This window comes from Acinetobacter sp. LUNF3, assembly GCF_022699605.1.
Taxonomy (GTDB): domain Bacteria; phylum Pseudomonadota; class Gammaproteobacteria; order Pseudomonadales; family Moraxellaceae; genus Acinetobacter; species Acinetobacter johnsonii.
This window is the reverse complement of sequence record NZ_CP093968.1, coordinates 627,488-652,457: the sequence shown is the minus strand read 5'-3', so window position 1 is coordinate 652,457 and position 24,970 is coordinate 627,488. Positions and strand designations below refer to the sequence as shown.

The 24,970-nt window shown below is 44.2% G+C and carries 24 protein-coding genes; 6 read left to right on the top strand and 18 right to left on the bottom strand.

Features of this window, described 5'->3' with window-relative positions; all coding sequences use genetic code 11:
- Position 1: 1 nt before the first annotated feature.
- From MN200_RS03080 to mazG, 8 genes are all read right to left on the bottom strand, one after another.
- A complete protein-coding gene (locus MN200_RS03080) occupies positions 2-271 on the bottom strand; it encodes an HPr family phosphocarrier protein (RefSeq protein ID WP_058868961.1) in 270 nt (89 codons plus the stop codon).
- Positions 268-1,119 (bottom strand): RNase adapter RapZ, encoded by an 852-nt coding sequence (gene rapZ / locus MN200_RS03075; RefSeq protein WP_004692298.1) that lies wholly within the window; start codon positions 1,117-1,119, stop codon positions 268-270. Before rapZ ends, MN200_RS03080 begins: the two co-directional genes overlap by 4 nt.
- A 26-nt stretch (positions 1,120-1,145) precedes the next feature.
- Entirely contained in the window at positions 1,146-1,988 is an 843-nt protein-coding gene (gene panC / locus MN200_RS03070; protein WP_058868960.1) for a pantoate--beta-alanine ligase, read from the bottom strand.
- A gap of 3 nt (positions 1,989-1,991) precedes the next feature.
- Positions 1,992-2,801, bottom strand: coding sequence for a 3-methyl-2-oxobutanoate hydroxymethyltransferase (gene panB, locus MN200_RS03065; RefSeq protein ID WP_004692301.1), 810 nt, complete (start codon positions 2,799-2,801; stop codon positions 1,992-1,994).
- A 36-nt stretch (positions 2,802-2,837) separates the two neighbouring features.
- Entirely contained in the window at positions 2,838-3,326 is a 489-nt protein-coding gene (gene folK, locus MN200_RS03060; protein WP_004692303.1) for a 2-amino-4-hydroxy-6-hydroxymethyldihydropteridine diphosphokinase, read from the bottom strand.
- Positions 3,323-4,792, bottom strand: a complete 1,470-nt coding sequence (pcnB, locus tag MN200_RS03055) for a polynucleotide adenylyltransferase PcnB (RefSeq protein ID WP_058868959.1) — start codon at positions 4,790-4,792, stop codon at positions 3,323-3,325. The genes folK and pcnB overlap by 4 nt, the downstream gene beginning before the upstream one ends.
- Positions 4,793-4,929: 137 nt before the next feature.
- A complete protein-coding gene (locus MN200_RS03050) occupies positions 4,930-5,328 on the bottom strand; it encodes a ComEA family DNA-binding protein (protein WP_058868958.1) in 399 nt (132 codons plus the stop codon).
- Between the two features lie 18 nt (positions 5,329-5,346).
- Positions 5,347-6,108 (bottom strand): nucleoside triphosphate pyrophosphohydrolase, encoded by a 762-nt coding sequence (gene mazG / locus MN200_RS03045; RefSeq protein ID WP_010325929.1) that lies wholly within the window; start codon positions 6,106-6,108, stop codon positions 5,347-5,349.
- A gap of 118 nt (positions 6,109-6,226) precedes the next feature.
- Here mazG and MN200_RS03040 point away from each other — a divergent pair, with 118 nt between their 5' ends.
- Entirely contained in the window at positions 6,227-6,994 is a 768-nt protein-coding gene (locus MN200_RS03040; RefSeq protein ID WP_058868957.1) for an SDR family oxidoreductase, read from the top strand.
- Positions 6,995-7,033: 39 nt separating this feature from the next.
- Here the strand turns inward: MN200_RS03040 and MN200_RS03035 are convergent, their stop codons facing one another.
- Genes MN200_RS03035 through cysM form a run of 4 tightly spaced genes read right to left on the bottom strand, consistent with a single transcriptional unit; the run spans position 7,034 to position 12,542 of the window.
- Complete coding sequence (locus MN200_RS03035; RefSeq protein WP_004979149.1) at positions 7,034-9,340, bottom strand: bifunctional (p)ppGpp synthetase/guanosine-3',5'-bis(diphosphate) 3'-pyrophosphohydrolase; 2,307 nt, start codon at positions 9,338-9,340, stop codon at positions 7,034-7,036.
- Between the two features lie 33 nt (positions 9,341-9,373).
- Entirely contained in the window at positions 9,374-10,762 is a 1,389-nt protein-coding gene (rlmD, locus tag MN200_RS03030; RefSeq protein WP_058868956.1) for a 23S rRNA (uracil(1939)-C(5))-methyltransferase RlmD, read from the bottom strand.
- A gap of 6 nt (positions 10,763-10,768) precedes the next feature.
- Positions 10,769-11,590 carry a 3'-5' exonuclease gene (locus tag MN200_RS03025; RefSeq protein WP_058868955.1) on the bottom strand — a complete coding sequence of 274 codons (822 nt, stop codon included), beginning with the start codon at positions 11,588-11,590 and terminating at the stop codon, positions 10,769-10,771.
- A 22-nt stretch (positions 11,591-11,612) separates the two neighbouring features.
- On the bottom strand, positions 11,613-12,542 hold the full coding sequence (gene cysM, locus MN200_RS03020; protein WP_058868954.1) for a cysteine synthase CysM: 930 nt from the start codon (positions 12,540-12,542) through the stop codon (positions 11,613-11,615).
- 153 nt (positions 12,543-12,695) lie between these two features.
- Between cysM and MN200_RS03015 the strand changes: the two genes are divergently transcribed.
- From MN200_RS03015 to rsfS, 5 genes are all read left to right on the top strand, one after another.
- Positions 12,696-15,509, top strand: a complete 2,814-nt coding sequence (locus MN200_RS03015; protein WP_058868953.1) for an ATP-binding protein — start codon at positions 12,696-12,698, stop codon at positions 15,507-15,509.
- A gap of 112 nt (positions 15,510-15,621) precedes the next feature.
- Positions 15,622-16,410: a crotonase/enoyl-CoA hydratase family protein gene (locus MN200_RS03010; RefSeq protein ID WP_058868952.1), complete on the top strand. Its 789-nt coding sequence runs from the start codon at positions 15,622-15,624 to the stop codon at positions 16,408-16,410.
- Between the two features lie 34 nt (positions 16,411-16,444).
- On the top strand, positions 16,445-17,320 hold the full coding sequence (locus tag MN200_RS03005) for an NAD(P)-dependent oxidoreductase (protein WP_058868951.1): 876 nt from the start codon (positions 16,445-16,447) through the stop codon (positions 17,318-17,320).
- A 15-nt stretch (positions 17,321-17,335) separates the two neighbouring features.
- Positions 17,336-18,130, top strand: a complete 795-nt coding sequence (locus tag MN200_RS03000; protein ID WP_058868950.1) for a TIM barrel protein — start codon at positions 17,336-17,338, stop codon at positions 18,128-18,130.
- 75 nt (positions 18,131-18,205) lie between these two features.
- Positions 18,206-18,610 carry a ribosome silencing factor gene (gene rsfS, locus MN200_RS02995; RefSeq protein WP_004692321.1) on the top strand — a complete coding sequence of 135 codons (405 nt, stop codon included), beginning with the start codon at positions 18,206-18,208 and terminating at the stop codon, positions 18,608-18,610.
- Positions 18,611-18,657: 47 nt separating this feature from the next.
- Here the strand turns inward: rsfS and MN200_RS02990 are convergent, their stop codons facing one another.
- The 6 genes from MN200_RS02990 to MN200_RS02965 all read right to left on the bottom strand — a co-directional run bounded on the left by MN200_RS02990 (position 18,658) and on the right by MN200_RS02965 (position 24,525).
- The gene (locus MN200_RS02990; RefSeq protein ID WP_058868949.1) at positions 18,658-19,266 is read right to left on the bottom strand and encodes a hypothetical protein; all 609 of its coding nucleotides are present in this window, start codon (positions 19,264-19,266) and stop codon (positions 18,658-18,660) included.
- 16 nt (positions 19,267-19,282) lie between these two features.
- Entirely contained in the window at positions 19,283-20,620 is a 1,338-nt protein-coding gene (locus MN200_RS02985) for an ammonium transporter (RefSeq protein WP_058868948.1), read from the bottom strand.
- 185 nt (positions 20,621-20,805) lie between these two features.
- Positions 20,806-21,507 carry an FG-GAP repeat protein gene (locus MN200_RS02980; RefSeq protein ID WP_058868947.1) on the bottom strand — a complete coding sequence of 234 codons (702 nt, stop codon included), beginning with the start codon at positions 21,505-21,507 and terminating at the stop codon, positions 20,806-20,808.
- Between the two features lie 97 nt (positions 21,508-21,604).
- Positions 21,605-23,059 (bottom strand): NAD(P)(+) transhydrogenase (Re/Si-specific) subunit beta, encoded by a 1,455-nt coding sequence (locus MN200_RS02975; RefSeq protein WP_058868946.1) that lies wholly within the window; start codon positions 23,057-23,059, stop codon positions 21,605-21,607.
- Positions 23,060-23,062: 3 nt separating this feature from the next.
- Positions 23,063-23,386, bottom strand: a complete 324-nt coding sequence (locus MN200_RS02970; RefSeq protein ID WP_004692331.1) for a proton-translocating transhydrogenase family protein — start codon at positions 23,384-23,386, stop codon at positions 23,063-23,065.
- An 11-nt stretch (positions 23,387-23,397) separates the two neighbouring features.
- Positions 23,398-24,525, bottom strand: a complete 1,128-nt coding sequence (locus tag MN200_RS02965; protein WP_058868945.1) for an NAD(P) transhydrogenase subunit alpha — start codon at positions 24,523-24,525, stop codon at positions 23,398-23,400.
- Between the last annotated feature and the right edge of the window lie 445 nt (positions 24,526-24,970).

Here is a 24,970-nt window from a genome sequence, read left to right as displayed (position 1 = left end):
ATTAATCTGCCTCGTAAAATTTTGCTGCAAATAGTGTCTGAATCTCAGATAAAGCTTGTTCTTCATCTGCGCCTTCAAGCACCAAGCGTAAAGTGGTGCCCTTTCCTGCGCCTAGCATAAGGAGGGACATAATATTTTTGGCATCCACCAATTTGTCTCCTTTTCCAATTTGGATTGAAGAACGGAATTTGGTGGTCACTTCAATGAGCTTGCCAGATGCACGCGCATGTAACCCTAGTTTATTAATTACGTCAACAGTTGTGTCAATCATGCCCAGTGCTTCATTTCTCGATGGAGGACCTGAATAGACCATTTTGCCTCAAGGGCTTTTTTTAGTCTATCCACAATATATACAGAGCGATGCTGCCCACCCGTACAACCAATTGACACGGTCATATAGTGACGATGCCCTTCAGCAAAAGCTGGTAACCATTTATCTAAAAATTTATAAATATCTTGGAACATTTCGTGGGTTTGCTCACTTTGTTCCAAAAATTTTTGCACAGGGGCATCCAGTCCAGAATACTTCCGCAGTTCTAAATCCCAATGGGGATTGGGTAAATGTCGAACATCAAACACATAGTCAGCATCTAACGGAATACCATGTTTAAAGCCGAAAGACTGCAAAATCAAAATCAGGTTATCCGACTGCCCCAACTTTGACAGCAAGGTATGCTTTAAGTCATGCACACTTTTATCGGTGGTATCAATATGCACAGTTGAGCGCAAATTAATCGGCAATAAAAGGGTTTTCTCTTCTTGAATGCACTGATTCAAACTTTGAAAGCGTGTCGCCAACGGATGAGGACGACGTGAAGCACTAAAGCGCGCAATCAGTTCTTGGTCACGCGTGGTCAAATAAATAATATCGACCGTACCATGCCTTTGCAATTGTTCAAACACCAAGTCGAACTCTTGCAAATCTGCACGTGTACTGCGTACATCCACACCAAGCGCCAACTGCTCAAGGTTATTTTCCCGATCCAGTTTAGCCACAATCTCTGGGAGTAAGGCCAAAGGCAAATTATCAATACAGTAATAACCAAGGTCTTCCAATACTTGTAATGCAGAGGATTTACCCGAACCAGACTGTCCTGTAACAATTAAAATGCGCTTCATCTTAATCCTTTGAGAGGTGAGCTTGCCTAAATATGTTTCACTTTCAAGTTATCAATTAAACGAGTTGCCCCGAGTTTTGCCGCAACAAAAAGCACCACATCTTGGTCAAACGCATCCAATTTCTGCAATGCAGGTGTGCGTGCTTCCACATAATCCACAACAAAACCAGCCTGTGTCAATGTCGCCTTTATATTTGCTAACACATCAGCTAAAGCGGTACCAGTTTGCAGCGACTGTTCTGCCGCTTTTAAACTTTGATAAATGGCCGGTGCCTTTTGACGGTTTTCTTCGCTTAAATAACCATTACGTGAACTTAAAGCCAAACCATCTTCTGCACGTGCAATTGCCACACCCATCACTTCAAGCGGCATATTCAAATCACGAACAAATTGACGAATCACAGCCAACTGTTGATAGTCTTTTTCACCAAAGAAAGCAAAAGTGGGTTGCACAATATTGAACAGTTTCGTCACCACAACGGCGACACCATCAAAATGCCCTGGGCGTTGTAGACCACACAAATCATTGGTGATATCTGAAACAGTAATATTGGTCAAACGTGGACTGTTGCCATACATTTGCTCAACCGATGGTGCAAACACGATGTCACAACCAACCTCGGCCAACAAGCGCTGATCTTGTTCCAAGGTGCGTGGGTAACTGTCAAAATCTTCATTGGGTCCAAATTGAATCGGATTCACAAAAATACTAACTACAACCACATCACAGAGTTTTTTCGCTTCGCGCACAAGGTTCAAATGCCCCTGATGCAAGTTGCCCATGGTCGGGACGAAACCAATACTTTTTCGAGCCGTTCGCGCAGGGTTCAATGATGCTGAGAGGCCTTGGATCGTGGTTTCAGTTTTCATGTTTTACAGCTCGACTTGGAATGTTTGTTCTTTTGCAGGGAATGAGCTATCAAGCACCGCTGCATGGTATGCCTTGAACGCATCCAAAATCGCCGTTTCCCCTGCTTGTTCTTTCATAAAGTTACGCACAAATTTTGCAACACGACCAAAAGTCAGTCCAAGCATGTCTTGTACCACCAATACTTGACCATCGGTATCCACACCTGCGCCAATGCCAATGACAGGTACATGTGGGAACAACTCACTAATTTCTTTCCCGAGCTGCGCAGGCACACACTCTAATAACAGCACCGCAGCACCCGCATCAACCACCGCTTGGCAGTCCGCAATTAATTGGTCTGCCGCTTCACGTGTGCGTGCTTGTAATTTATAGCCACCAAACACATGTACAGACTGTGGGGTTAAACCTAAGTGTACACATACAGGAATACCGTTGCGTGTCAAAACCTGAACCGTTTCAGCCAGCCATGCTCCACCTTCGACTTTGACCATTTGCGCGCCCGCTTGCATCACTACTTTTGAGCTTTGCAAAGCATCATTTAAGGTGGCATAGCTCATAAAAGGTAAGTCAGTCATGATCAAGGCATGCTGGTTACCACGGCGTACAGCTGCGGTATGGTAAGCCATATCTTCAACTGTAACAGGCAAAGTGGAATCACGACCTTGAATGGCCATACCGAGTGAATCGCCAATTAAAATGGTATCAATTTCAGCAAGTTCCATTGCCTTTGCCATACTTGCATCATAGCAAGTCAGGCAGGAAAATTTGCGACCTTCTGCTTTAAATTTTCTTAAGTCATTTAAACTAATCATCAAACTATTCCTTTCAACATCTTTAGCTCGGCTAAATTAAATCTCTGCCCAATTGCCTGCATCCAGCACGCTCAACGTGGGTTGTTGTACAACAGGCAACTGTTTCAACGCAATACCATCAATGTGTAAATTGGGGTCTAAATCCAGCAATGGAATCAACACAAAATCACGCTCCATCACACCGACATGTGGCACAGTTAAGCGTTCATGCTGAATTTTCTCTTCTGCATAGATCAGTAAATCTAAATCTAAAGTACGTTCACCCCAATGGCGTAAACGTACACGTCCCGACTCTTGTTCAAAACGTTGCAGCTCATCCAGCAAAGCCAACGGTGCCAAGTTTGTGCTGAGTTGCACCACGGCATTTAAATAATTGGGTTGGTCTTGCGGCCCCATCGGTGGGCTTTGATACAGCTTGGAGATCTTCACATCGCCAAGACTAGCCAACTTGTGCACCGCTTCAGTCAAAATCACTTTAGAGTCGCCTAAGTTACTACCTAGACCAATGTACGTGACGATGCTCATTGTGTCGGCCCAAAAATCACGCTGCTTAAATCACGCTGAACACGTTTACGTTTTAAAATTGGGTGGTCTACACCAATCTCGGTTGAGCTGTGACCTGTTCCCTTACCAGTCGGGGTACGGGCTTCAGCGTGTTGCTTCGGTTTACGTGCACGGCGACTGCGTGATTCTTGCTCTTGCACCAAAGGCTCAATTTCATGACTTACCGTTTTGGCAATCGCCGCTTCTTCAGCACTTGCTTTACCACTGCGACGTGATTTTGCACGTTGGCGGTTATATTGGCTGATGGCACGTTCTTTTTCATCGGTGCTCATCAACTGATAGGCGTCCCACCACTGTCCCATGCCGAGCGTACCCTCATCACCGGATTTTTCGCGAAGCAACAAGAAGTCAAAGCCTGCACGGAAACGTGCATGGCTAGATAAGGCTTGAATTTGCTGTGCTTTCGGGTTGAGTAAACGCGTTTGCATTTCCCACACTTCACGAATAAAGGTTTCGGCAAAGCGCGGAATAATAGTCCGCGTGGCTTGGCGTTTTAATACATCAAGTCCCGCTTGTGCACGCGCTTCAGCCGCAACCACACCTTTACTGCTATAAAACTCACAACGCTCTAAGAACGGCTTCCATAACAACACCGCATAGAAAAATGCAGGGTTAATGGTTTTGCCCACTTGAATACGCTGATCGGTATTTTTAGCAGCACGTTCAATAAATGGGGTGATATTCGGTTGGATATCTGCAAATAACTGCTTCCAAATGCCGAAATCGATCAACATTGGCAGCACACGATTTAAATGCCCCATCGTGAACAGCTTCTGAGATTCATCATATAAACGGTGCGGCGATACATCACGCAGCAACTGTGTCATTTCCAAGGTGAAAACGTCGAGAATTTGCTGATCAATTGAGAAACCTAATTTTGCAGCAAAACGTAAAGTTCGCAGCATTCGCACAGGATCTTCTTCAAAACGTGTTTTTGCATCGCCTAGTAGACGTAAGGTTTTATTTTTAATGTCATCCACAGCATGACAGAAATCCAAGACAACACCCTTACGTGGCTGATAGTACATCGCATTAATTGAAAAGTCGCGGCGGGCAAAGTCTTGCTCTATCGTACCCCAATTGTTATCACGCAAAATCATGCCTTGTGCAGAGGTGACTTCTTTCTTCGGCGGTGCACGGAAAGTTGCCACTTCAACCAACTCACGACCTGAATAGACATGAGCCAACTCAAAACGGCGTCCGATAATACGGCAACGTCGTCCGAAAACTTCTTTTACCTGTGACGGTGTTGCATTGGTCACTGCATCAAAATCTTTGGGATTTAGGCCAAGCATCATGTCGCGGACACCGCCACCGACGATATACGCTTCATAGCCTGCCTTAGTTAATGCATCGATCACATCTAAAATGTAAGAAGGTAATTGAGCGGTTGATAAACCACATTTTGACGCGCGCAAAGTTTGCAAAAGCCGCTGTCTCCTACGCCTAAACGTAAAATTCTAAGATGACGCTAATCATATATCTAACACAATCAAAGGGCAATTTGATTATCGAAAGCAAAGCAGGATTCTGATCAATTCACCAATAAATGACACCGCTTTTTTCACAAGCCCAAACGAGTTTTATTTTTTGCAAAAATTGCCGGTCCAATCCCGCGCACCTGTTGTAGTTCATCTATGGTCTTAAATGGCCCTTGTTTCTGGCGATAGGCCACAATTGCTTGGGCCTTTTTTAGACCCACGCCCTGAAGTTGCTGTAGTTGATCGACACTGGCTTGATTTAAACTAATTTTATTTGCGCCCGACACAGGTTGGGCCTGAACAAGAGACACTGAACGTTTCGCGCTCTTGGGGGCCTGAATACGATCATCCCAGGCCTGCTGCTCTGCTTTCCAGTTCAGATAGTTCTGATCAAAAGACTGTGCATAACTACTGGGCACCCAAGCCAACAAACTCAGTAATAACAACGCAATGATCAACAAACTTACTTTTATTTTTATCAATTCAAGCCACCATTTTTATTATTTCAGTTGTAATTTGGCTTGCTCCCACAGTTGATCCATTTCTTCTAAAGACATCTGCTCAATCTTTTTTTGTTGTTGCAAAGCTTGATCTTCAATGAAAGCAAAACGAGTGCGAAATTTATGAATCGTACTCAAAAGCGACATTTCGCTTGAGACGCCCAGTTTACGTCCAACATTGATCATTGAAAATAAACAATCGCCAAATTCATCTGCTATTTCATCGGAATTTTGCTGTTGAACCGCATGTTTCAATTCAGCTAATTCTTCTTCAAGCTTGGTATAAGCACCTGCTACATCTGGAAAGTCAAAACCGATCCGTGCTGCATTTTTTTGAATCTGTTCCGCTTGTTGTAAGGCTGGGCCATGCTTGATGCTGTCTAATCGTGACTGTGCCTTACCTTGTTTTTCCTGTTGTTTAATTTGCTTCCAAAGCTCGCCTACATCTTCGGCAGACAAAGCTGAAAACTGCTGTGCTTGAAAGACATGGGGATGACGACGAATCAGTTTTTCTGTGATGGCATGAACCACATCTTGAAAATTAAAAGCCCCTTGCTCGGCATACATCTGTGACTGGAACACCACCTGTAGCAGTAAATCCCCCAACTCATCGCGCACCTCATCAGCTTTACCTGAACGCACAGCGGCTTCAACTTCATAAGCCTCTTCAATGGCATAGCGGGTTAAACTTTCTGGGGTTTGTTGTTGATCCCATGGACATTTTTCACGTAATTCACGCATCACGTTCAGCAATTGTTCCATGTTTATCTCTCTTCAAAAATCATATTGATAAAAATTACATTATGACGGCATTCATTTGTTATGCTCAATCCAATCACAACAATAACATCAAGAAAAAGAGCAACAAGGAGCCATTTCAATGCGCAATATTTTGATTAGCGGTGCAGCCCAAGGTATTGGTGCAGCCATCGCCCGCTTATTTTATGCACATCACTATAAAGTCGGGATTTATGACATCAATAGCGCTCAAGCCGAACAGCTGGCAGCTAGCCTCGGCCCAAATGCCAAAGCAGGACAGCTCGATGTTTCCAACTATCAAGATTGGCAAACTGCTTTAGCCGAGTTTGTCGCATGGGCGGGCGAGCTCAATGTTTTGGTCAATAATGCAGGAATTCTATTCTCAGGGCCTTTTGAACACACAGAGATCAGCGCACATCACAAAACTATCTCGATCAATGTTAATGGTTTACTGAATGGCTGTCACGCTGCATTGCCCTACCTCAAACAAGCGAATTTTGCCCGCATCATCAACCTTTCTTCAGCCTCAGCCATCTATGGTCAAGCCGATTTGGTCTCGTACTCTGCCAGTAAGTTTGCGGTACGCGGCATCACCGAAGGCTTAGATACCGAATGGCAGAAATATGGCATTCGCGTATTAGATGTCATGCCGCTATTTGTACAAACTGCCATGGTGCAGGATATGCAAGCGAAGAGTATTCAAAACATGGGGGTACACTTAACTGCAGAAGATGTAGCGCAACACGTTTTTCAAAGGGCTGTTGCAAAAGATACGGCACTCACTGCAACGCATCAAGCCGTGGGCGCCAAAGCCAAGCTTTTATTTCAACTGAGTAAAATCAGTCCTCAATTTCTGAATCGCCTGACCAATTTGTACCTTTCCAAATAAAAAGAGCCTGCAATTGCAGACTCTTTCTTTTCAATTCGCTTAGTTACCTTGCACCAAACGACGCGCACTAATAATGCCTGGTTGTTGCTCTAACCGCGCCAACAGTTTTGATAATTGTGATAAACCTTTAACTTCAATCAACAATTTCATATTGGCAATACCGTCTGCTTCAGAGATGGTGTTGACCTGACGAATATTGATTTGATCGGAGAAAATCACTTGGGTCAAATCTTTAAGCAAACCACGGCGATCATAAGCTTCCACCACAATTTGTACACTCTGACCACGCGTTGGCTGCATTTCCCAATCGGCTTCTACTGCACGCTCCGGTTCATTTTGAATCATGCGTAAGTAGTCAGGACACGCCACTTTGTGAATACTCACCCCACGGTTCAAGGTGATATAACCCGCAATTGACTCACCATGCACAGGCTGACAACACTGCGCCACATGCAGCTCAACGTTATCTAAACCATCAATCAAAATGCCATGCGCTGACAAAGTATGACTAGCACGTGGATTCAATGTCGGCTTCAGCACCAGTTCAGGTTCGTCCTGATCCAAATGCATATGGCGGTTCACCTGATTGATCAAGGCATGCAGACTAATGTCACCATTGACCAGTGCAATCAGAATATCTTCACCCGCTTTGACATTGAAATGATTGCAGTAATCATTCAAATCAATACTTTTTGGGTGAATTGCTAAACGTGAAAGTTCTTTGTTGAGCAGGTCACGGCCCACTTCCAAGTTTTTGCTGCGGTCTTGTTGGCGGAACCAATGGCGCAGCTTGTCACGCGCACGTGCCGTCTTGATATAACCTAAAGAGTTCACCAACCAATCACGGTTTGGCTCACGGTCTTTCTTGGTCAAAATCTCAACTTGTTCACCCGTTTTTAAAGTATAAGTTAGCGGAACATAGCGCTGATTCACCCGCGCGGCATAACACTTGTTACCGACTTGAGTATGTACATGGTAAGCAAAGTCGAGTACGGTCGAACCACGTGGGAGCTCTTTAATATCACCATCACGGCTAAACACATAAATCTTCTCAAAATCCTCAAAATCTTGAATTTGCTCAAAATTTTCAGAGTCTTCATCAGACTTATGTACATTCGCATCATTGCGCTCTTGATAGTGTTCAAGTACTGCACGCAATGAATGTAAACGATGGTTAAAAGAGCGATCGGTATTCTTACCACCCTCTTTATAGTTAAAGTGCGAACACACCCCAAGCTCTGCTTCTTCATGCATGCTCTTGGTACGAATCTGAACTTCCAGTGACTTATTTTCCGCAATCACAGCCGTATGCAGTGAGCGGTAACCATTGGCTTTCGGATTGGTAATATAGTCATCAAACTGATGCGGTATATGCCGCCAAATTTGGTGCACGATCCCCAACGAGTGATAGCACTCAGGAACCGTTTTAACCAAGACCCGAACGGCACGAATGTCATAGAGCTGATCGAAGCTCAGGTTCTTACTTTTCATTTTTCGATAAATCGAATAAATGTGTTTTACCCTGCCGCTAATTTCAGCTTCAATGCCATGCTCATTCAAAGATGCACGCAATGTATCAATCACAAACTGAATATATTGCTCACGCTCCAGTCGCTTTTCATTCAGCAGCGTCGCAATTTCTTTATAGCGATCGGGTGCTAAATAGCGAAAGGCTAAATCTTCCAGTTCCCACTTTAACTGCGCAATCCCTAAACGGTGTGCCAGAGGTGAGTAAATGGTTAAGATTTCTCGTGCTACACGCTCTTGACGTTCTTTAGATGAAGTCGCCAATTCACGCAGTGCATAAGTTCGCTCAGCCAATTTGATCAGTACAACGCGCACGTCTTCCGTCACCGAAATCAACATTTTATAAATGCCGTTTAAGTGCTCGCGCTGATTGTTATTAAAGTGATCTTCGAGGCGTTTATTTTGCTCGATGAGGTCAGATAACTTACCCATAGCCAAAGTGCCTTTGACCAGTGCATGCACTTGTTCGCCAAAATGCTCTTGTACTTCCGCCAATGGAATCACGCCTTCGCGTACACCACGATAGAGCATCGCAGCAGCCAAGGTGTCTTCATCGACATGTAAATGGGCCAGAATATCCGCCATTTCAATACCGGTATAAAAGGTATTGGAACGATGATTAACCGTAGTTTCTAACTCTTTTTGTAAAGTCAAATTGGCAACTTCTTCGAGTTGCTCAAGCTTCGCATCATCTAATATGCTTCGAACACGATCTAACCATTCAGCCAAATCATGTTGAGCTTGTTCGGCATGCTCTACAGTCGCCTCCTGAGACAACTCATTGAGTCGCCCAGGTAGTTGCTCACGTACTGTGACCATACCCTTCTCCTACACTTTTACGCTTCATATTCTTTAATCGTTTATCTCATTAACTTTTTCAAACAATGCTATCGACTCAACGTGACCTGTGTGGGTAAACATGTCCATCACACCAGCTTTGACTAATCGATAACCCTGTTGTACCAACAGCCCCGCATCCCTTGCGAGTGTCGCCGGATTACACGACACGTAAACGATTCTTTTTGCACCAAAGTTAGGCATATAATGCATTATTTCCTCTGCGCCTGCACGTGGAGGATCTATCAATAATGCATCAAATCCTTGATTTGCCCAAGAATGATGCGAGAAATCTTTTGTTAAATCTTGTGAAAAGAACTTCAACTGACGAAGAGCATTACGTTCCGCATTTTCTGCACCACGTTGAACCATTTCTTCACTGCCTTCAACACCAACCACTTGTCCTGTTGCTCCCACGCATCGAGCCAAAGGCAAAGAGAAATTTCCTAGACCACAGAACAAATCGAGAACACGCTCTCCTTGTTTTAAATCTAGCAAGTCACATGCCAATTTCACCATTTGCGGGTTAATGGTTGAGTTTACTTGAGTAAAGTCATGTGGGTTAAATCCAAATGCCACATCAAAATCATTTAAACGATAATGTAAACGCATCTCTGCATGTTCATCATCCATACGCTTTAGACTGTCTGGGCCTGCAGCTTGTAAATACAATTGCCACCCTCTGTCTAACGCAAATTGTTTTAATCGGTTGACATCCTCTGTGTTTAATTTTTCAGTATGTCGCACCGTGAGGGCGATGTCACAATCCCCCATGGCCAATTCTATATGACCAATAGCCGCTTTGGCTGTTAGACTTTGGAGTAACTGCTTCAAGCGTGTGATCGAACCAAACGCTTGATCTAACACCAAACAACGATCAATTGAAGTTAGTTTATTGGTTTGACGCTCTCGAAAACCCACGACCAATTGGTCTTTATGTGGCAAATAACGCACCCCAATGCGTGCTTTACGGCGGTAGTCTTCACGTAAAGAGCGCAAAGGCGGCAACCATTCTTCCGGTTGAATCCCCGCAAAATGCTGCAAATGTGATTTAAGCACATCTTGCTTTAAACGAATTTGTTCATCGGGATGAATGTGCTGCATATTACAGCCACCACAGCTTTTAAAATGCGGGCACTTCGGCTCAACACGAAAAGTAGAGGCTTCACTGAGGAGTTGAATAGCATCGGCTTCCTCTAAACGCTTTACTACATGGGTAATCTGCGCTTTGACCGTTTCACCCGGCAATGCATAGCTAATAAAGACTTTTTTACCCTGCTTGTCCGCAGGATGGTCTGGATGCGAACCATAGTGCGCTATGCCACGTCCTTCATGCGAAAGTGACTCAACCTGAAAAATATAACTGGGCTGTTGAGTTGGACGAGGTTTGGCTCTATGTTTCATGTGTACCTAAAGATGGGAAGGAGAAAAATCGGCAGCGGTAAAAGCCGTCTGCTGTGAGGTCTCACGCCACACCGACAAAAAGTCTTGATGCTGCGGTTGAGCCTGTAAAAACTGGATGGTTTGATGAATAAAATGACGGTGATCTTGAGCGAGCAATTGCCCTTTGAGCAAGAGCCAACGCAAATACACCAACCATGTATTTAGCACATCACCTTCACAATAACTGGTGAGTTTGAGCCATTCCTGCGCCCGAACATATTCAGGTACATGATAAGCCCCATCGCCTCGTTTACCGGGATACCCCAATAAATGAGCAACATCATCTAGCTTTTGGAAATGACGTCCATTAAACATTGCCATCACATCCATCAGATCGATGTGACGCTGATGATAACGGTTCTGATAGTTATTATAGCGCTTTTGTGTGTCAATTTCGCCCTGATCGAACAAAGCAGGTGCAGTTAAACCATGATACATAGCGCGAAGCATGATTACAGGTAAGTCAAACTGAGCGCCATTCCAACTCACTAAAGTTGGTAAGCGCTTATCAAATATGGATAAAAACTTACTGAGGATTTCTGCTTCCGAATATTGCTCACGGCTAAAAGAAAAAAGTTTCATCTGGCCTTGGTCATCCAACCACAAGCCTGAAATACACACAATTTCATGCAAAGCCAAACGCTGAAAATCCATACCTGATTCTTGGCGACGCAATTTGGTCAGTGCCGCCTCCAAATCAGCCTCAGGCAAATCTAAACCATATAAATGCGCCCCCGATCTCAAATCAGTCATTGTTTCGATATCAAAAGTGAGAACAGGTAAACGCATAGCAGGACTCTCTTTTATTGTTTTATTCGGGATCGACCACAGAGAAAAGACCCGTCGATAAATAACGGTCACCACGGTCACAAATAATGCATGCAATGACGGCACCAGGGTTTTCTTCAGCAATTTTAATTGATGCCCACACCGCACCACCTGAAGAAGTTCCTGCGCTAATCCCTTCTTTTTGCGCCAATTTACGCATAGTTTTTTCCGCTTCAATTTGCGGAATATCAATAATCTGATCAATCCGACTGCGATCAAAAATCGTTGGTAAATATTCTTCAGGCCAACGGCGAATCCCAGCGATACTTGAACCATGTGAAGGCTGTAGACCAATAATTTGAATGTCGGGGTTCATTTCTTTGAGATATTTAGAGACCCCCATAATGGTACCTGTAGTGCCCATTGAACTCACAAAGTGAGTGATTTTGCCACCTGTTTGCTGCCAAAGTTCAGGCCCAGTCGTTAAATAATGTGCTTCAACATTATCAGGATTACCAAACTGGTTGAGTACGTGCCCTTTGCCTTCTTCTTGCATTTGCAAAGCCAAATCACGTGCACCTTCCATGCCCTGTTCTTTGGTTACTTCAATCAGTTCCGCGCCATAAGCACGCATTGCATCTTTACGTTCTTGGCTCATGTTGTTGGGCATAATCAGTTTCATCTGATAGCCACGCATCGCAGCAACCATCGCCAATGCAATGCCGGTATTTCCACTGGTCGCTTCAATCAAGGTATCGCCCGGCTGGATTTGCCCTCGCTTTTCCGCTTGCATAATCATGTTATACGCGGGACGGTCCTTGACAGAACCTGCGGGGTTGTTGCCTTCTAACTTTGCCAATACTGTTGCTTGAGTGTGACTTGCCAGACGCTGTAAACGCACCAGTGGAGTTTTTCCAACATAGTGATCTAACAAAAATTCGTCTGCTTTAAAATCAGTGGATGTAGTACTCATTCTTTTTACCTTGATCGAGGTGCGCCTATTGTATGGAAAAATGCCTGTCCCTGCACCCATTTAGCGTGCTTTTTCGTGAAAGTGATTAAAGCACCATCGATTTTTTATAAAGCGTGCTACACTTCAAAGCATAGGGAATAAATCACTTGCACCATGTCAAATATCAATAAAAAGTTATTTAATCGTCTGCACTTAAACCATGCTTATGGACAGCTCATTGCACTTATTTTCGTGCCGATTATGATCTTGGCTTGTGTAGGTGCATTACTGGTCATTACCGAAACATCGAATGCCGCCAAAGCCCAACAGCGACAAATGGCGATAGCGATTTTAACGCGCTATCAGCTAGATGCGGAAGCGGCGATCAATTTGGTGAATGCCTCCCCTTGGCAGTATGAAAATGCACGTTATTTGATGCAAAAAATGTTAAATGAAAAACATCTGATTCGTGCCGCAATTATTGATGAAAAAGGCAATAACAAACTCAGCATTGGCTACCAAGACCAAGCGCCGTGGCCTGCGTTGAAAAAAAATACTGATTTTTTTGGCCCGATGAATTTTAAAGGTAATACAGTATATGGTTTGCCCATCAACCAATTTACAGGCACGCCTGCGCAGTTGGTGGTTGAATTAGATAACCAGCCTTTACAAATTGCCCGTTATCGCGTGTTGATTGTGTTGATTGCGACAGGTCTGTTGACACTCTTATTGCTTTTACTCTGTTTAAATTTCTACTCACGTCGCTGGATTGCGCCGATGTATGAAATTCGCATGCAGCTGCAACGTTTAAATGCCGACACCCTCGATCAACACATGCTGATTAACAGTACTGGTGAATTACGCTTACTACAGCGCGATATTGCCAATGTGGTGAAACGCCTGCATTTTAGTTTTTTAGAATTGAAAGAACACACTGAGCAGACGGAAGACGATTTACGCCGAACCCTTGACACTTTAGAAGTGCAAAACATTACCTATCGTCAAGCGCGTGACCAAGCCATTTCAGCAAGTCAGTCCAAGTCTGTATTCTTGGCCAATATCAGCCATGAACTGCGCACGCCACTGAACAGTATTGATGGTTTTATTCATCTCTTACTGCGTCAAGACAACCTCAACAATGATCAAAATCTGTATTTACAAACCATCCGAAAATCATCTGCACACTTACTGGCACTGATTAACGATGTTTTAGATTTTTCAAAAATTGATGCAGGTAAACTCGAACTCGACACTGCAACTTTTGATCTAGAAGAAGCAATTTTTGATGTTATGGATATGCTATCTCCTCTTGCTGCACAAAAGCATATCGATATGGCCTTTTACTATGCCGACAATGTGCCAAAGCATGTGGTTGGAGATGCCCTACGCTTCAAACAAATTTTAACCAACCTGATTTCCAATGCCATTAAGTTTACTCCTGATGGCGAGATTATCGTCCGCGCAAGAATGGAACAAGATGATATTGGACAGTGCCTATTGCACTTTAGTGTACAAGACAGCGGTATCGGACTCAGTGGAACCGACCGTAAAAAACTGTTTGAGTCTTTCTCGCAAGGCGATGCTTCGGTCACGCGTCAATTTGGCGGTACAGGTCTGGGCTTAGCGATTTCCAAACAGCTGGTGCATTTGATGCAGGGGCAAATTGGATTTGAGGATAACCAAGAACGCGCGCCAACCGAAAAAGGGTCCACCTTCTGGTTTACAGCCATGTTTATGGTCAATGAAGAAGATGAGTACGTTGAGCATCCTCAGTTTAACGATATGCAAGTGGTCTCGTATTTGGCGCATCCAGCAACGGCCAATATTCTGCGTCATTATCTTGAAGACTATGCTGTGGAGCACATCGAATCGAGTTCAATTTTAGACTTGTTCAGCCACCTCAACAGACTGCCTCAAGATGTGGAAAACACATGGTTGATTGTTGACCACAGTGGTGATACCGAAGCCTTATTAAAAGAAATTCGTCAACGTTATAGCGGTAACCTTGCGGTTTATGGCTACCAGATGTCACTCGATTTGACCACGCTGAATGAGTATCGCGCACGACCATTATACCAACCACTCAGTCGGAGTGCTTTGATTCAATTACTCAGCAATCAACCGCTATTTGAAGAAGACGAAATGGAGTCCTTCAATGGTCAAGGCTTACATATTTTAGCGGTAGATGACCATCTTCCCAACCTGATTGTCCTTGAAGCCCTACTAGGCGAGTTGAATGTCACGACAACAAAAGCTTTAAGCGGCCAACAAGCCTTAGAGATTTTACAAGAGCGCGCTGAACACGACAGCAAAGCTTTTGATTTGGTATTTATGGATATTCAAATGCCTGTCATGTCGGGGGTCGATACCACACGTGCCATTCGTGCGCTGGAGTCAACCATTGAAAACCATAAGCGCTTGCCCATTATTGCCCTCACTGCACATGCATTAGCTGATGAAAAACAAAAACTACTGCAAGTCGGCATGGATGACTATGTCACCAAACCAATTCAAATTGATCAGATTATTCAAATCCTGACCCATTGGACCACTGATCGCTTCAACAAAGGCTCGCCTGTTGAAAAAGCCATCGTGATTGAAGCACTTGATCCGAAGGTACTCGACTGGCAGCAAAGCTTACAGTTAGCCGCTAATAAAGAAGACTTAGCGGTCGACTTACTGCGTATGTTAATGGACAGTTTTGATACTGAACTGCATGAAATGAAGCAGTTGATTGAAATGGAAGATTTCCCACAATTGGAGCATGTGCTACACCGTCTGTATGGTGCAACACGCTATGTCGGTGTACCCAACTTACAAGAAGCAACAGGGACATTTGAACAGTTTGTTTCAACCTTACGTAAAGAGCGTCGTAAAGCAGATGCACAGTTTGTTCAAGAAACCATCAAGCGTTTCAATGAACTCAAAGTCGTGATTGAACAAGTACAACATGCGGCACAGCAAATTTTAATCAAACATAGCCCATAAACTTTCAAAAGAGCATGATACCAAAGACAAGTTTCGACGTGACTCTTGGTGTCATTTATCCGCACGGGAGCTATGCTATGCTCCGTGCGAGCAAAAAATAAGAGTTCTCATCATGGCTTTACTTCGCATTGAAAACAAAAACGGCATTGCCACTGTTTCACTTAACCGTCCAGACAAACGCAATGCGATGAGTTTCGACCTGTTGCGCGAATTGGTTAAAACTGCTGAAAAAATTAAAAAAGACCGCAGCATTCGCTGTGTCATCCTTACTGGTGAAGCGCAAGTCTTTAGTGCAGGCATTGATCTTGCCGATTTGAACAATCCGAAGAATCGCGCCTATGCTGCATGGGAACTGATCAAACCGGGACAAAGCCTCTTTCAAAAAGCCTTCCTAATTTGGCAAGAACTGCCTGTTCCTGTGATTGCCGCGATTGAAGGGTTTTGCTTTGGCGCTGGCATGCAATTGGCTTTAGCGGCAGACATTCGTGTCGCACACCCTGCAACCAAAATGTCGATTATGGAAAGCCGTTGGGGACTGGTTCCTGATATGGGACTGACGCGTTCTTTGAAAGGTCTAATAGGACTAGATCTTGCCAAAGAGTTAACGCTTACGGCACGTATTTTCGATGCAACTTATGCCAAAGAAATCGGCTTAGTCACACATCTTGATGAATCACCGCTTGCTAAAGCCCAAGCCATTGCAGAAGAAATGTTACAACGCTCACCAGATGCACTCATGGCCTCAAAATATGTGCTGGATGCCATGCAGCATGAGCCTAAAAAATCCTTACGTTTGGAAAAAATTTGGCAGCTCAAATTACTGTTAGGTAAAAATAGCCAAATCGCACGTAAAAAAGATAAACAACCCGACGCGCAGTATCTACCACGCCAATATAAATAACAGTATTTAAGCACTGACAATCAAAGAGGGTCCCATGAGTTTCGATCGACACACTAAAATTGCATTTCTTGGCATGGGACTCATGGGCAGCCGTATGGCCACCCGCTTACTTCAAGCGGGTTTCGAGGTCGCTGTATGGAACCGCACCCGCAGTGCCTGCGATGCACTCATTGATTTAGGGGCGACAGACTTAACGCTACAGAATATTGCCGACTATCCTGTAATCCTAACCTGTTTAGCGGACGACAAAGCCGCACTCAGCGTTTATGAACAAATCGAACCGTTTTTGACGGCGAAGCAAGTGATTATCGACTTTTCCAGTCTTTCGGTGGAGCAAACCCTGAGCCTTGCAGCACGTGCCGAACAAAAACAGGTGCAATGGATCGACTCACCTGTTTCAGGGGGAACTATCGGTGCGGAACAAGGTACGCTGGTCATCTTTGCTGGTGGCGATGCACAGACGATTCAAGACTTGTCTTTGATTTATAATATCTTGTCGCAACGTGTCACCTGTATGGGCAACACAGGAACAGGACAAGCCACCAAAATTTGTAATCAACTGATTGTGGCAGCCAATAGCACGCTGATTGCAGAAGCGGTTGCTTTAGCATCCAAAGCTGGCGTGGACACTCGCTTACTCGCACCTGCGCTTGCAGGCGGTTTTGCCGATTCGAAACCCTTCCAAATTTTAAGTCCACGTATGGCGACTCATCTGTTTGAGCCCGTACAGTGGAAAGTTCAAACCCTGTCCAAAGACTTGAATAACGCCGTGCAGCTTGCTGCGCAGCACCAACTCGACATTCCTGTTGCAGCGCGAGCACTTCAGCAATTGCAAGTACACCAACAACAAGGCTATGCTGAAGCTGATCTTGCCTCAGTCATATTACAAGTAGAACAACAAGCCAAATAAAATCAGGAGAAAATCATGACCAAACTTGCTGTAAATTTATCCATGATTTTTACCGAAGTACCGTTGCTTGAGCGTTTTGCTTTAGCGCAAGCTGCTGGCTTTAAACATGTGGAAATCCAATTTCCCTATGAACTCAGCATTGAACAAATTCAAACTCAGCTGACGCTTTATGACCTAAGTCTCTGCCTCATTAACGTTCCTGCGGGCGACTTAATGACTGGTGGCAATGGACTCGCGGGTGTCCCCGGCAAAGAGCTAGAGTTTCATCACGCTCTTCAGTTAGCAGTGCAATACGCTAGCGCACTCAAAGTGCCAAATGTGAATATCCTTGCGGGTAAACAACCCCTAGATGCCGACCTACTGCCCTGTTTAAATACCTTGTCCAAAAACCTGAAACTGGCCTGCCATATGTTCAGTGAACATGACATTCAGCCTGTCTTTGAAATGATCAACGGCACCGATATGCCGCGCTTCTTAGTGCAAAATATTGCTCAAGCACAGGAAATGTTAGAAGCAGTACAACATCCTGCACTTAAAATGCAATACGACTGCTATCACATGGCGATGATGGGTGAAGATGTACTGCAAGGCTTACAAGAAAATATTCAAGCTATTGGTCACATCCAATTTGCAGACTGTCCGGGGCGGCATGAGCCAGATACTGCACAAATTATGTATGCAAATATTTTTGAATGGCTACAACACAGCAGTTATGACGGTTTTATTGCGGCTGAATATCGACCAAAAACTGTTTCAACTCAGTCCTTTGCATGGAAGGCAAAATACTTTGCTGCACATCCTCAAAGTTGAACCATTGCGGATTTGAAATTTTCGCCTAAAAACGCTATATTATAAGATGAGTTATTGTCCGGAAAAATTCCCTTTATGAATTTAGAACCATCGCCCAGCGCTTCTAATTCTCACGATTTCGCAATGAATACCCAAGCTGCCGACGTACAAGCTTGCTTAAAAGTTGTACATGAAGCCCTTGAAGATGTAAAAGCAAAAGATATTTTAGCGATTGATGTCAGCCTAATCAGCAACGTCGCTGATGCAATTGTGATTGCAAGCGGTACATCAACGCGTCACATCAAAGCACTTGCTGATAACGTTGCTGAAGAAGCACGTAAAGCAGGCTTCCGCCCTCTCGGTGTCGAAGGCGAACGTGATGCAGAATGGATCTTGATTGATCTTGGCTTTGTTGTTGTGCACGTGATGTTGCCAACAGCACGTCGTTTCTACGACCTAGAAAGCCTTTGGCGTGCAGCCCCAGAAGAAACTGTAGCCTAATATGAAAAGAGCGACCTGAAGGTCGCTTTTTTTATGTCTATTTTTATTTAAATTAAGCGATGCATATCGACCATTGGGTAACGCTCTTTCACTTGGCGCTTCACATGGGCATAGAGTTGATCTGCTTTTGCTGGACCATAAAATTCACAATAATGTTCATAACAGACCGTCAAGACCTGCGCATATTGAGTCATGGGCAAAGCTTCAAGTACTGCTCGATCATCCAAGGCCTGATATCTATCAATCACAACAGATACAGCATCTAGCTGCATTTTCACTTCATGCTCAAACTCCTGCACATCAACGGCTTTGACTGCTTGACAGATATTTTGCATAAAAAACGTCAATGCATCGAGTAACACTGCTCCCCCTTGTTCGCTTTTCGATGCTTTTGCAGATGGGTTCAACAACACTTGTTTTTCAACTTGGGCCATCTCTGCCAAGACATTTTTAAGCATGTCTTTTCGGAAGTAACGTAATTCCTCTGTGGTACAGATTTCACTCAAAAAACGATTCAGGACAAAGGAGGGTTGATCACCATATTTCGCTTCCCAGTGATTCAATACTTGCTCTAAAAGTGTTCCTTGTAAGTACTGACTCAATCCACGCTCGATCGCTTGGCGTTTTTGTAAAATAGTTAATGTTTCGGTCGACATGAGTTATCCTCTTTCATTAATGACGTTTGGTCATATCATCAGTTTCAAACGTCACATCACGCTGAAACTCGGGATAAGACAGTTCTGCATGTTCGGTATAGTCCAAGCCACGTTGTTCATGTTGTTTACTCACCCGCAAACCACCAAGCACAACGTCTAAAACTTTAAAGACGATCAACGCCACACCAAAACCCCAAGCAAAGGCTGTCAAAATACCCAAGCCTTGTACCGCAATGACCCCCGCATTAAACATTTGGTTTTCAAAAAATAGCCCCGCTGCCAATGTGCCCCATGCCCCACAAAAACCATGCACAGTCACCGCATCGACCACATCATCCAAGCGGAGTTTTTCCATCACCACTGGTAAAATACTGACCAGTACACCTGCAACCGCCCCACTGATGATGGCATACAGTGGACTCATGGTTGCACAGCCCGCCGTAATTGCAACCAGCCCACCCAAGGAGGCATTAATGGTGCCGCGCATTAAAATTGCTTTACCACGTATTAGGGTATAAACCATATAGGCAACTGCCGAAGCACACGCCGCCAAATGCGTATTCAAGGCAATCCGCCCAATACTCACATCCGCCTTCACAGTAGAGGCCGCATTAAAACCAAACCATGCCAGCCATAGAACAAAACCGCCTAGCGCCACCAACGGTAAATTATGTCCTGCCAAATAATGGACCTGTCCATTGCGCCCAAACCGCCCTAAACGAGGCCCCAACACAATAATTCCGGCTAAAGCCACCCATCCACCAATCGAATGCACCACCGTTGAACCTGCAAAGTCAATGAAACCCATGGCTTTTAGCCAACCTTCTCCATCAAATAAGCTCCCCCAAGCCCATGCACCAAAAATCGGGTAGATCAAACCACTGACCACCGCAGCACTCACGATATACGCCACAAAGTGAATCCGCTCAGCCATCGCCCCACTGGCAATCGTCGTGGCGGTGGCAGCAAACATCATTTGAAAGAACAAGAGGTTCCAGTGCCAGTCATCCATGGCATTGGGGGCAAAATGTGAGGTTCCTATCCAGCCACTCGAATTGACACCAAACATCAAACCAAAGCCAATCAACCAAAAGACCAAGCCCCCTAAACAGGCATCCATATAGTTTTTCATGAGTACATTAATGGTGTTTTTAGAGCGCACCGAACCACTTTCAATCAGGGCAAAACCTGCTTGCATGAAAAATACTAAAATGCCACCGAGCACCACCCAGACACTGTCGAGCGAGAGACGAATTTCTTGAATATTTTGAGCCTGTGTTGGCAGGGGCTCTGCAGCAAAACTGGGTAAAGCAATACAGCACACAAAGAAGAGTAAGTATTTTATTTTTTTCATGAATAATCCCCCAAAGATTATTCATCTCAATTGCAAAATCAATGCCAGTGTTTCAACACCTTACAGATATTTAATCATGATCCATGCCCGCCAATATAAATGGACAATTCAAACAAGGTGGAAAAAGCGATACACCATCAAAGATGCCAAAGTGAATTTATCAGCGGATTGATAAAACATGGCTTTTAGTTTTTATAATATTCATCCACAGCATAATACTGGACCTTCTCTATCCATCGACCATGATTCAGCGTTCGCTCTGTCACTTTAACCTTTCCTTCTTGGACTGTTGCATCTTCAATAAATTCTTTGACTAAACTCAAGCCGTGTTTAGGAATCACGATATATTCCGAACGGATGTGATAACAACACCCACTTTTATTGAAGGTTAAGATTCTTTTCTGTTTTGGATCGACCTCAAACATGCCCAAATTTTCATGGGTTAAGGCAGATAACTCCTCACTCAAAACAAATTTATTCTTGGTTCGATGAAAGACATACACATCGTAGGTTGGCCCGCCATAAGCACCATAGTTACCATTACGGATGGCGACATCTTCACTCCCATCAAAGTTAAAGTCAGCAAAAATTAATGCACTTTGCTCACCATAAAGCTGCACCACATTAACAGACGGTTTGTAAGTTTCGCCCAGATCCATCGTCAATTCAGCCGAGGAAAAATGCTGAAAGTGCTGTGTTGTCCCTTTTAGGTAAAGATCAATATTGGCTTGTCCATCACAGCTACTGTCCATACAGTTCGTCGTCATTTTTACATCATAACATTTCGATGCATTTTTTATTTCGAAGATCTGAGCCTGAGTAGCTTGACTCAAAACGAACCCACCAAAGATCAGCAACACCTGAAACCAGATTTGATTTATTTTCATCTTGTTTTCTTATTGAAAAGATACACATCATCTTAGCAAAAGCTGCAAACAGAAAAAAACCACCCGAAGGTGGTCTTTATACACTCTAGGAGGAGGGTTAGTGTCCACCACCGTTGATTGCTTTAGTCATGTCTTCAACCACTTTCTTCGCATCACCGAAGATCATCATGGTTTTTTCGTTATAGAACAAGTCGTTGTCTAGACCTGCATAACCTGTCGCCATAGAACGTTTGATGACCATAATGGTACGTGCTTTATGTGCTTCAAGAATTGGCATGCCATAGATTGGAGATGTTGGATCGTCTTTCGCCGCAGGGTTGACCACGTCATTCGCACCAATCACAAGCACCACATCTGTTGCAGGGAAGTCTGAGTTAATCTCATCCATCTCTAAGATGTCTTCATACGCAACATCTGCTTCAGCCAAAAGTACGTTCATGTGACCCGGCATACGACCTGCCACTGGGTGAATGGCAAAGCGCACTTTTACACCTTGTTCTTTCAAGATTTCACACAGTTCTTTCACCGCATTTTGTGCACGACCTTGCGCCATACCATAACCCGGTACGATCACAACGCTGTCTGCATTTGACATCAAGAAGCCTGCGTCATCTGCTGAACCAGAACGATGGTTACGCTGTGCTTGTTCGCCTTTGTCCGCAGAAGCTACCGCTGTACCGCCCATTGCACCACCAAACAAAACGTTGATGATTGAACGGTTCATGGCTTTACACATGATGTAAGACAGAATCGCACCTGAAGAACCCACCAGTGAACCCGCAACGATTAACATATTGTTTTCAAGTGTGAAACCAATACCTGCTGCTGCCCAACCAGAGAAGGAGTTCAATAGCGATACCACCACTGGCATATCACCGCCGCCGACTGGTGCAATCCACACCCAACCGAATGCAAGTGCCAGTGCAGTCATAGCCCAGAATGCATTCATGTTGCCTGTTGTGAAGAAGTACACACCACATGCCAACATTGCAAGGAAAATCAGCGCTTGTAAAGGTTTAACCCATGCACCAGAAATGGTTTTTGCCCATTTTTTCGCAGCCAATTTACCATAAGCGAATACAGACGCTGTAAAGGTAATCGCACCAACGAAACAGCCCACGAACAATTCAAATAAATGAACCTTGCTCATGTGTGCATGTTGCACACCCGCAGCAGTTAATGCTGCTTCATTTTGTGCAAACAACGCAGTCAGTTGGTTGTTGTGTAGAATTGCCGCAATCGCAATCAATACCGCAGCCAAGCCCACCAATGAGTGCATTAAAGCAACAGTTTCAGGCATCTGCGTCATAGGTACAGTACGCGCACGGGCAATACCCACAATAGCACCCAGCACCATCGCACCGCCAATCATCCAAATCACAGGATGATCTGCCACAAAGAAGGTGGTCACTACAGCAATCGCCATTGCGATCATGCCGTAACGGTTACCTTGAATTGCCGTCTTCGGACCAGACAAACCACGTAAAGTTAAGATAAAGAGGACAGCACCAATCAGGTAGAACCAATCCGCATAGTCTCGAATGAATTCCATATATTAGCCCTCTTTTTTCTTTTGCTTTGGCTTGAACATTTCAAGCATGCGAGCAGTTACTGCGAAGCCACCAAAAATATTGATACTTGCTAAGAACACCGCAATCGCACCTAAAATGCTCACCACATTCACACTTTGGAATGCAACATTCGCATCAACACCAATTGCAGGAATCCCCACCGTTTGAATCATTGCGCCCACCACGATGATCGATGACAATGCATTGGTTACTGCCATAAGTGGTGTATGTAGTGCTGGCGTAACGCCCCACACGACGTAGTAGCCTACAAAGATGGCAAGGACGAAAATTGTAATTGTTTCAACCATGATCTATCTCCTTAACCACGCTTCAGCAGTACTTGACCGCCATGAGTTACTAGAAGGGCTTTTTGAATTTCTTCTTCAGGATTGATAGCAAAGTTTTTCTCTGCATCAAATAAAGTATCTAAGAAGTTCAAAACATTTCGTGCATACAAAGCAGAAGCTTCAGTTGAAACTGTAGACGGAATGTTTGGAATCCCTAAAATGGTCACACCGTTGTCAGTCACAATAGTTTCACCGCATTGTGAACCTTCGACATTACCACCCGTTTCAACCGCCATATCTAAAATCACAGAACCTGGCTTCATTTTGGCAACTGTTTCCGCCTTAATCAGACGTGGCGCATTACGACCTGGTAAAAGTGCAGTAGTAATCACGATGTCCGCATTCGATACAGCTTTATCCACAATAATGGCTTGATCGCGGATATAGTCTTCACCCGGCATCCAACCATAACCATTTTTCGCAGCATCGGCTGCTTTTTGCTGTTCTTCCGCTGACATAGGTACGTCTAACCATTTGCCACCCAAAGATTCCACTTGATCTTTCGCAGTCGGACGTAAATCCGTTGCTTCAACCACAGCACCCAAACGTTTTGCTGTCGCAATCGCTTGTAGACCTGCAACACCGACCCCCATGATCACGACACGTGCAGGTTTTACAGTACCCGCAGCCGTCATCAACATTGGGAACATGCGCTGGTACTCTGCCGCAGCAAGAAGCACTGACTTGTAACCCGACAAGTTAGCTTGTGAAGATAATACGTCCATGTTCTGCGCACGAGATAAAGTTCGTGGCAGTAGCTCCAAAGCAAATGCAGACACGTGTTGTGACGCAAATTGATCAAGCTCCGTATTACGGTACGGGTCAAACATGGCAATAACCGATGTATTTGGCGCAAGCTTTTGAATTTCAGCACCCTGAGGGGCACGTACTTTTAAAATCATTTGGCTACCAGTATAGGCATCATCTGTCAGCGTAGCACCGACTTGCTCATAGGCACTGTCGATATAAGCAGCTTTCACACCCGCTCTACGTTCAATCACTACACTATGACCAGCACTGATCAACTTTTTTACCGTTTCTGGCGTTGCGGCTACACGATTTTCACCGACGACAGTTTCGGCTGGAATTCCGATCTGCATGAGCGTCCCTCAAGCTAGTTTTTCTTAAAGTAAACATCACCCATTAGGCAATGTTTCCTCACAGGATGTTCTTATGAATTTTTGGATTCTAATGAAACTTTTTTAAAATACCACCCACTATTTATTTAATAAATACCCATATACTGAACTGGTGATTCATAAAAAATATTGGGTGATATTGCGTTTATTTGCTTTGAATCTGCTTAAAAATTGATTTATTTCTATTCAAATTCTGAACCACAGATCTTTACACACTAAAATCTGCACTTTTTTTGCACAAAAGCAAGTCCGTTAATTCCGCAGTATTGATCTTTTTGACCAATTCAAGAATATGAACCACCACGTTCAGATTAACCCGAACCCGTCATTTATCGAGCTTTACCATCTGCCGTCACGCAAACTTTGCAGACATTGACTTAAATGACAGTTTTGCCCCATTTGCAAA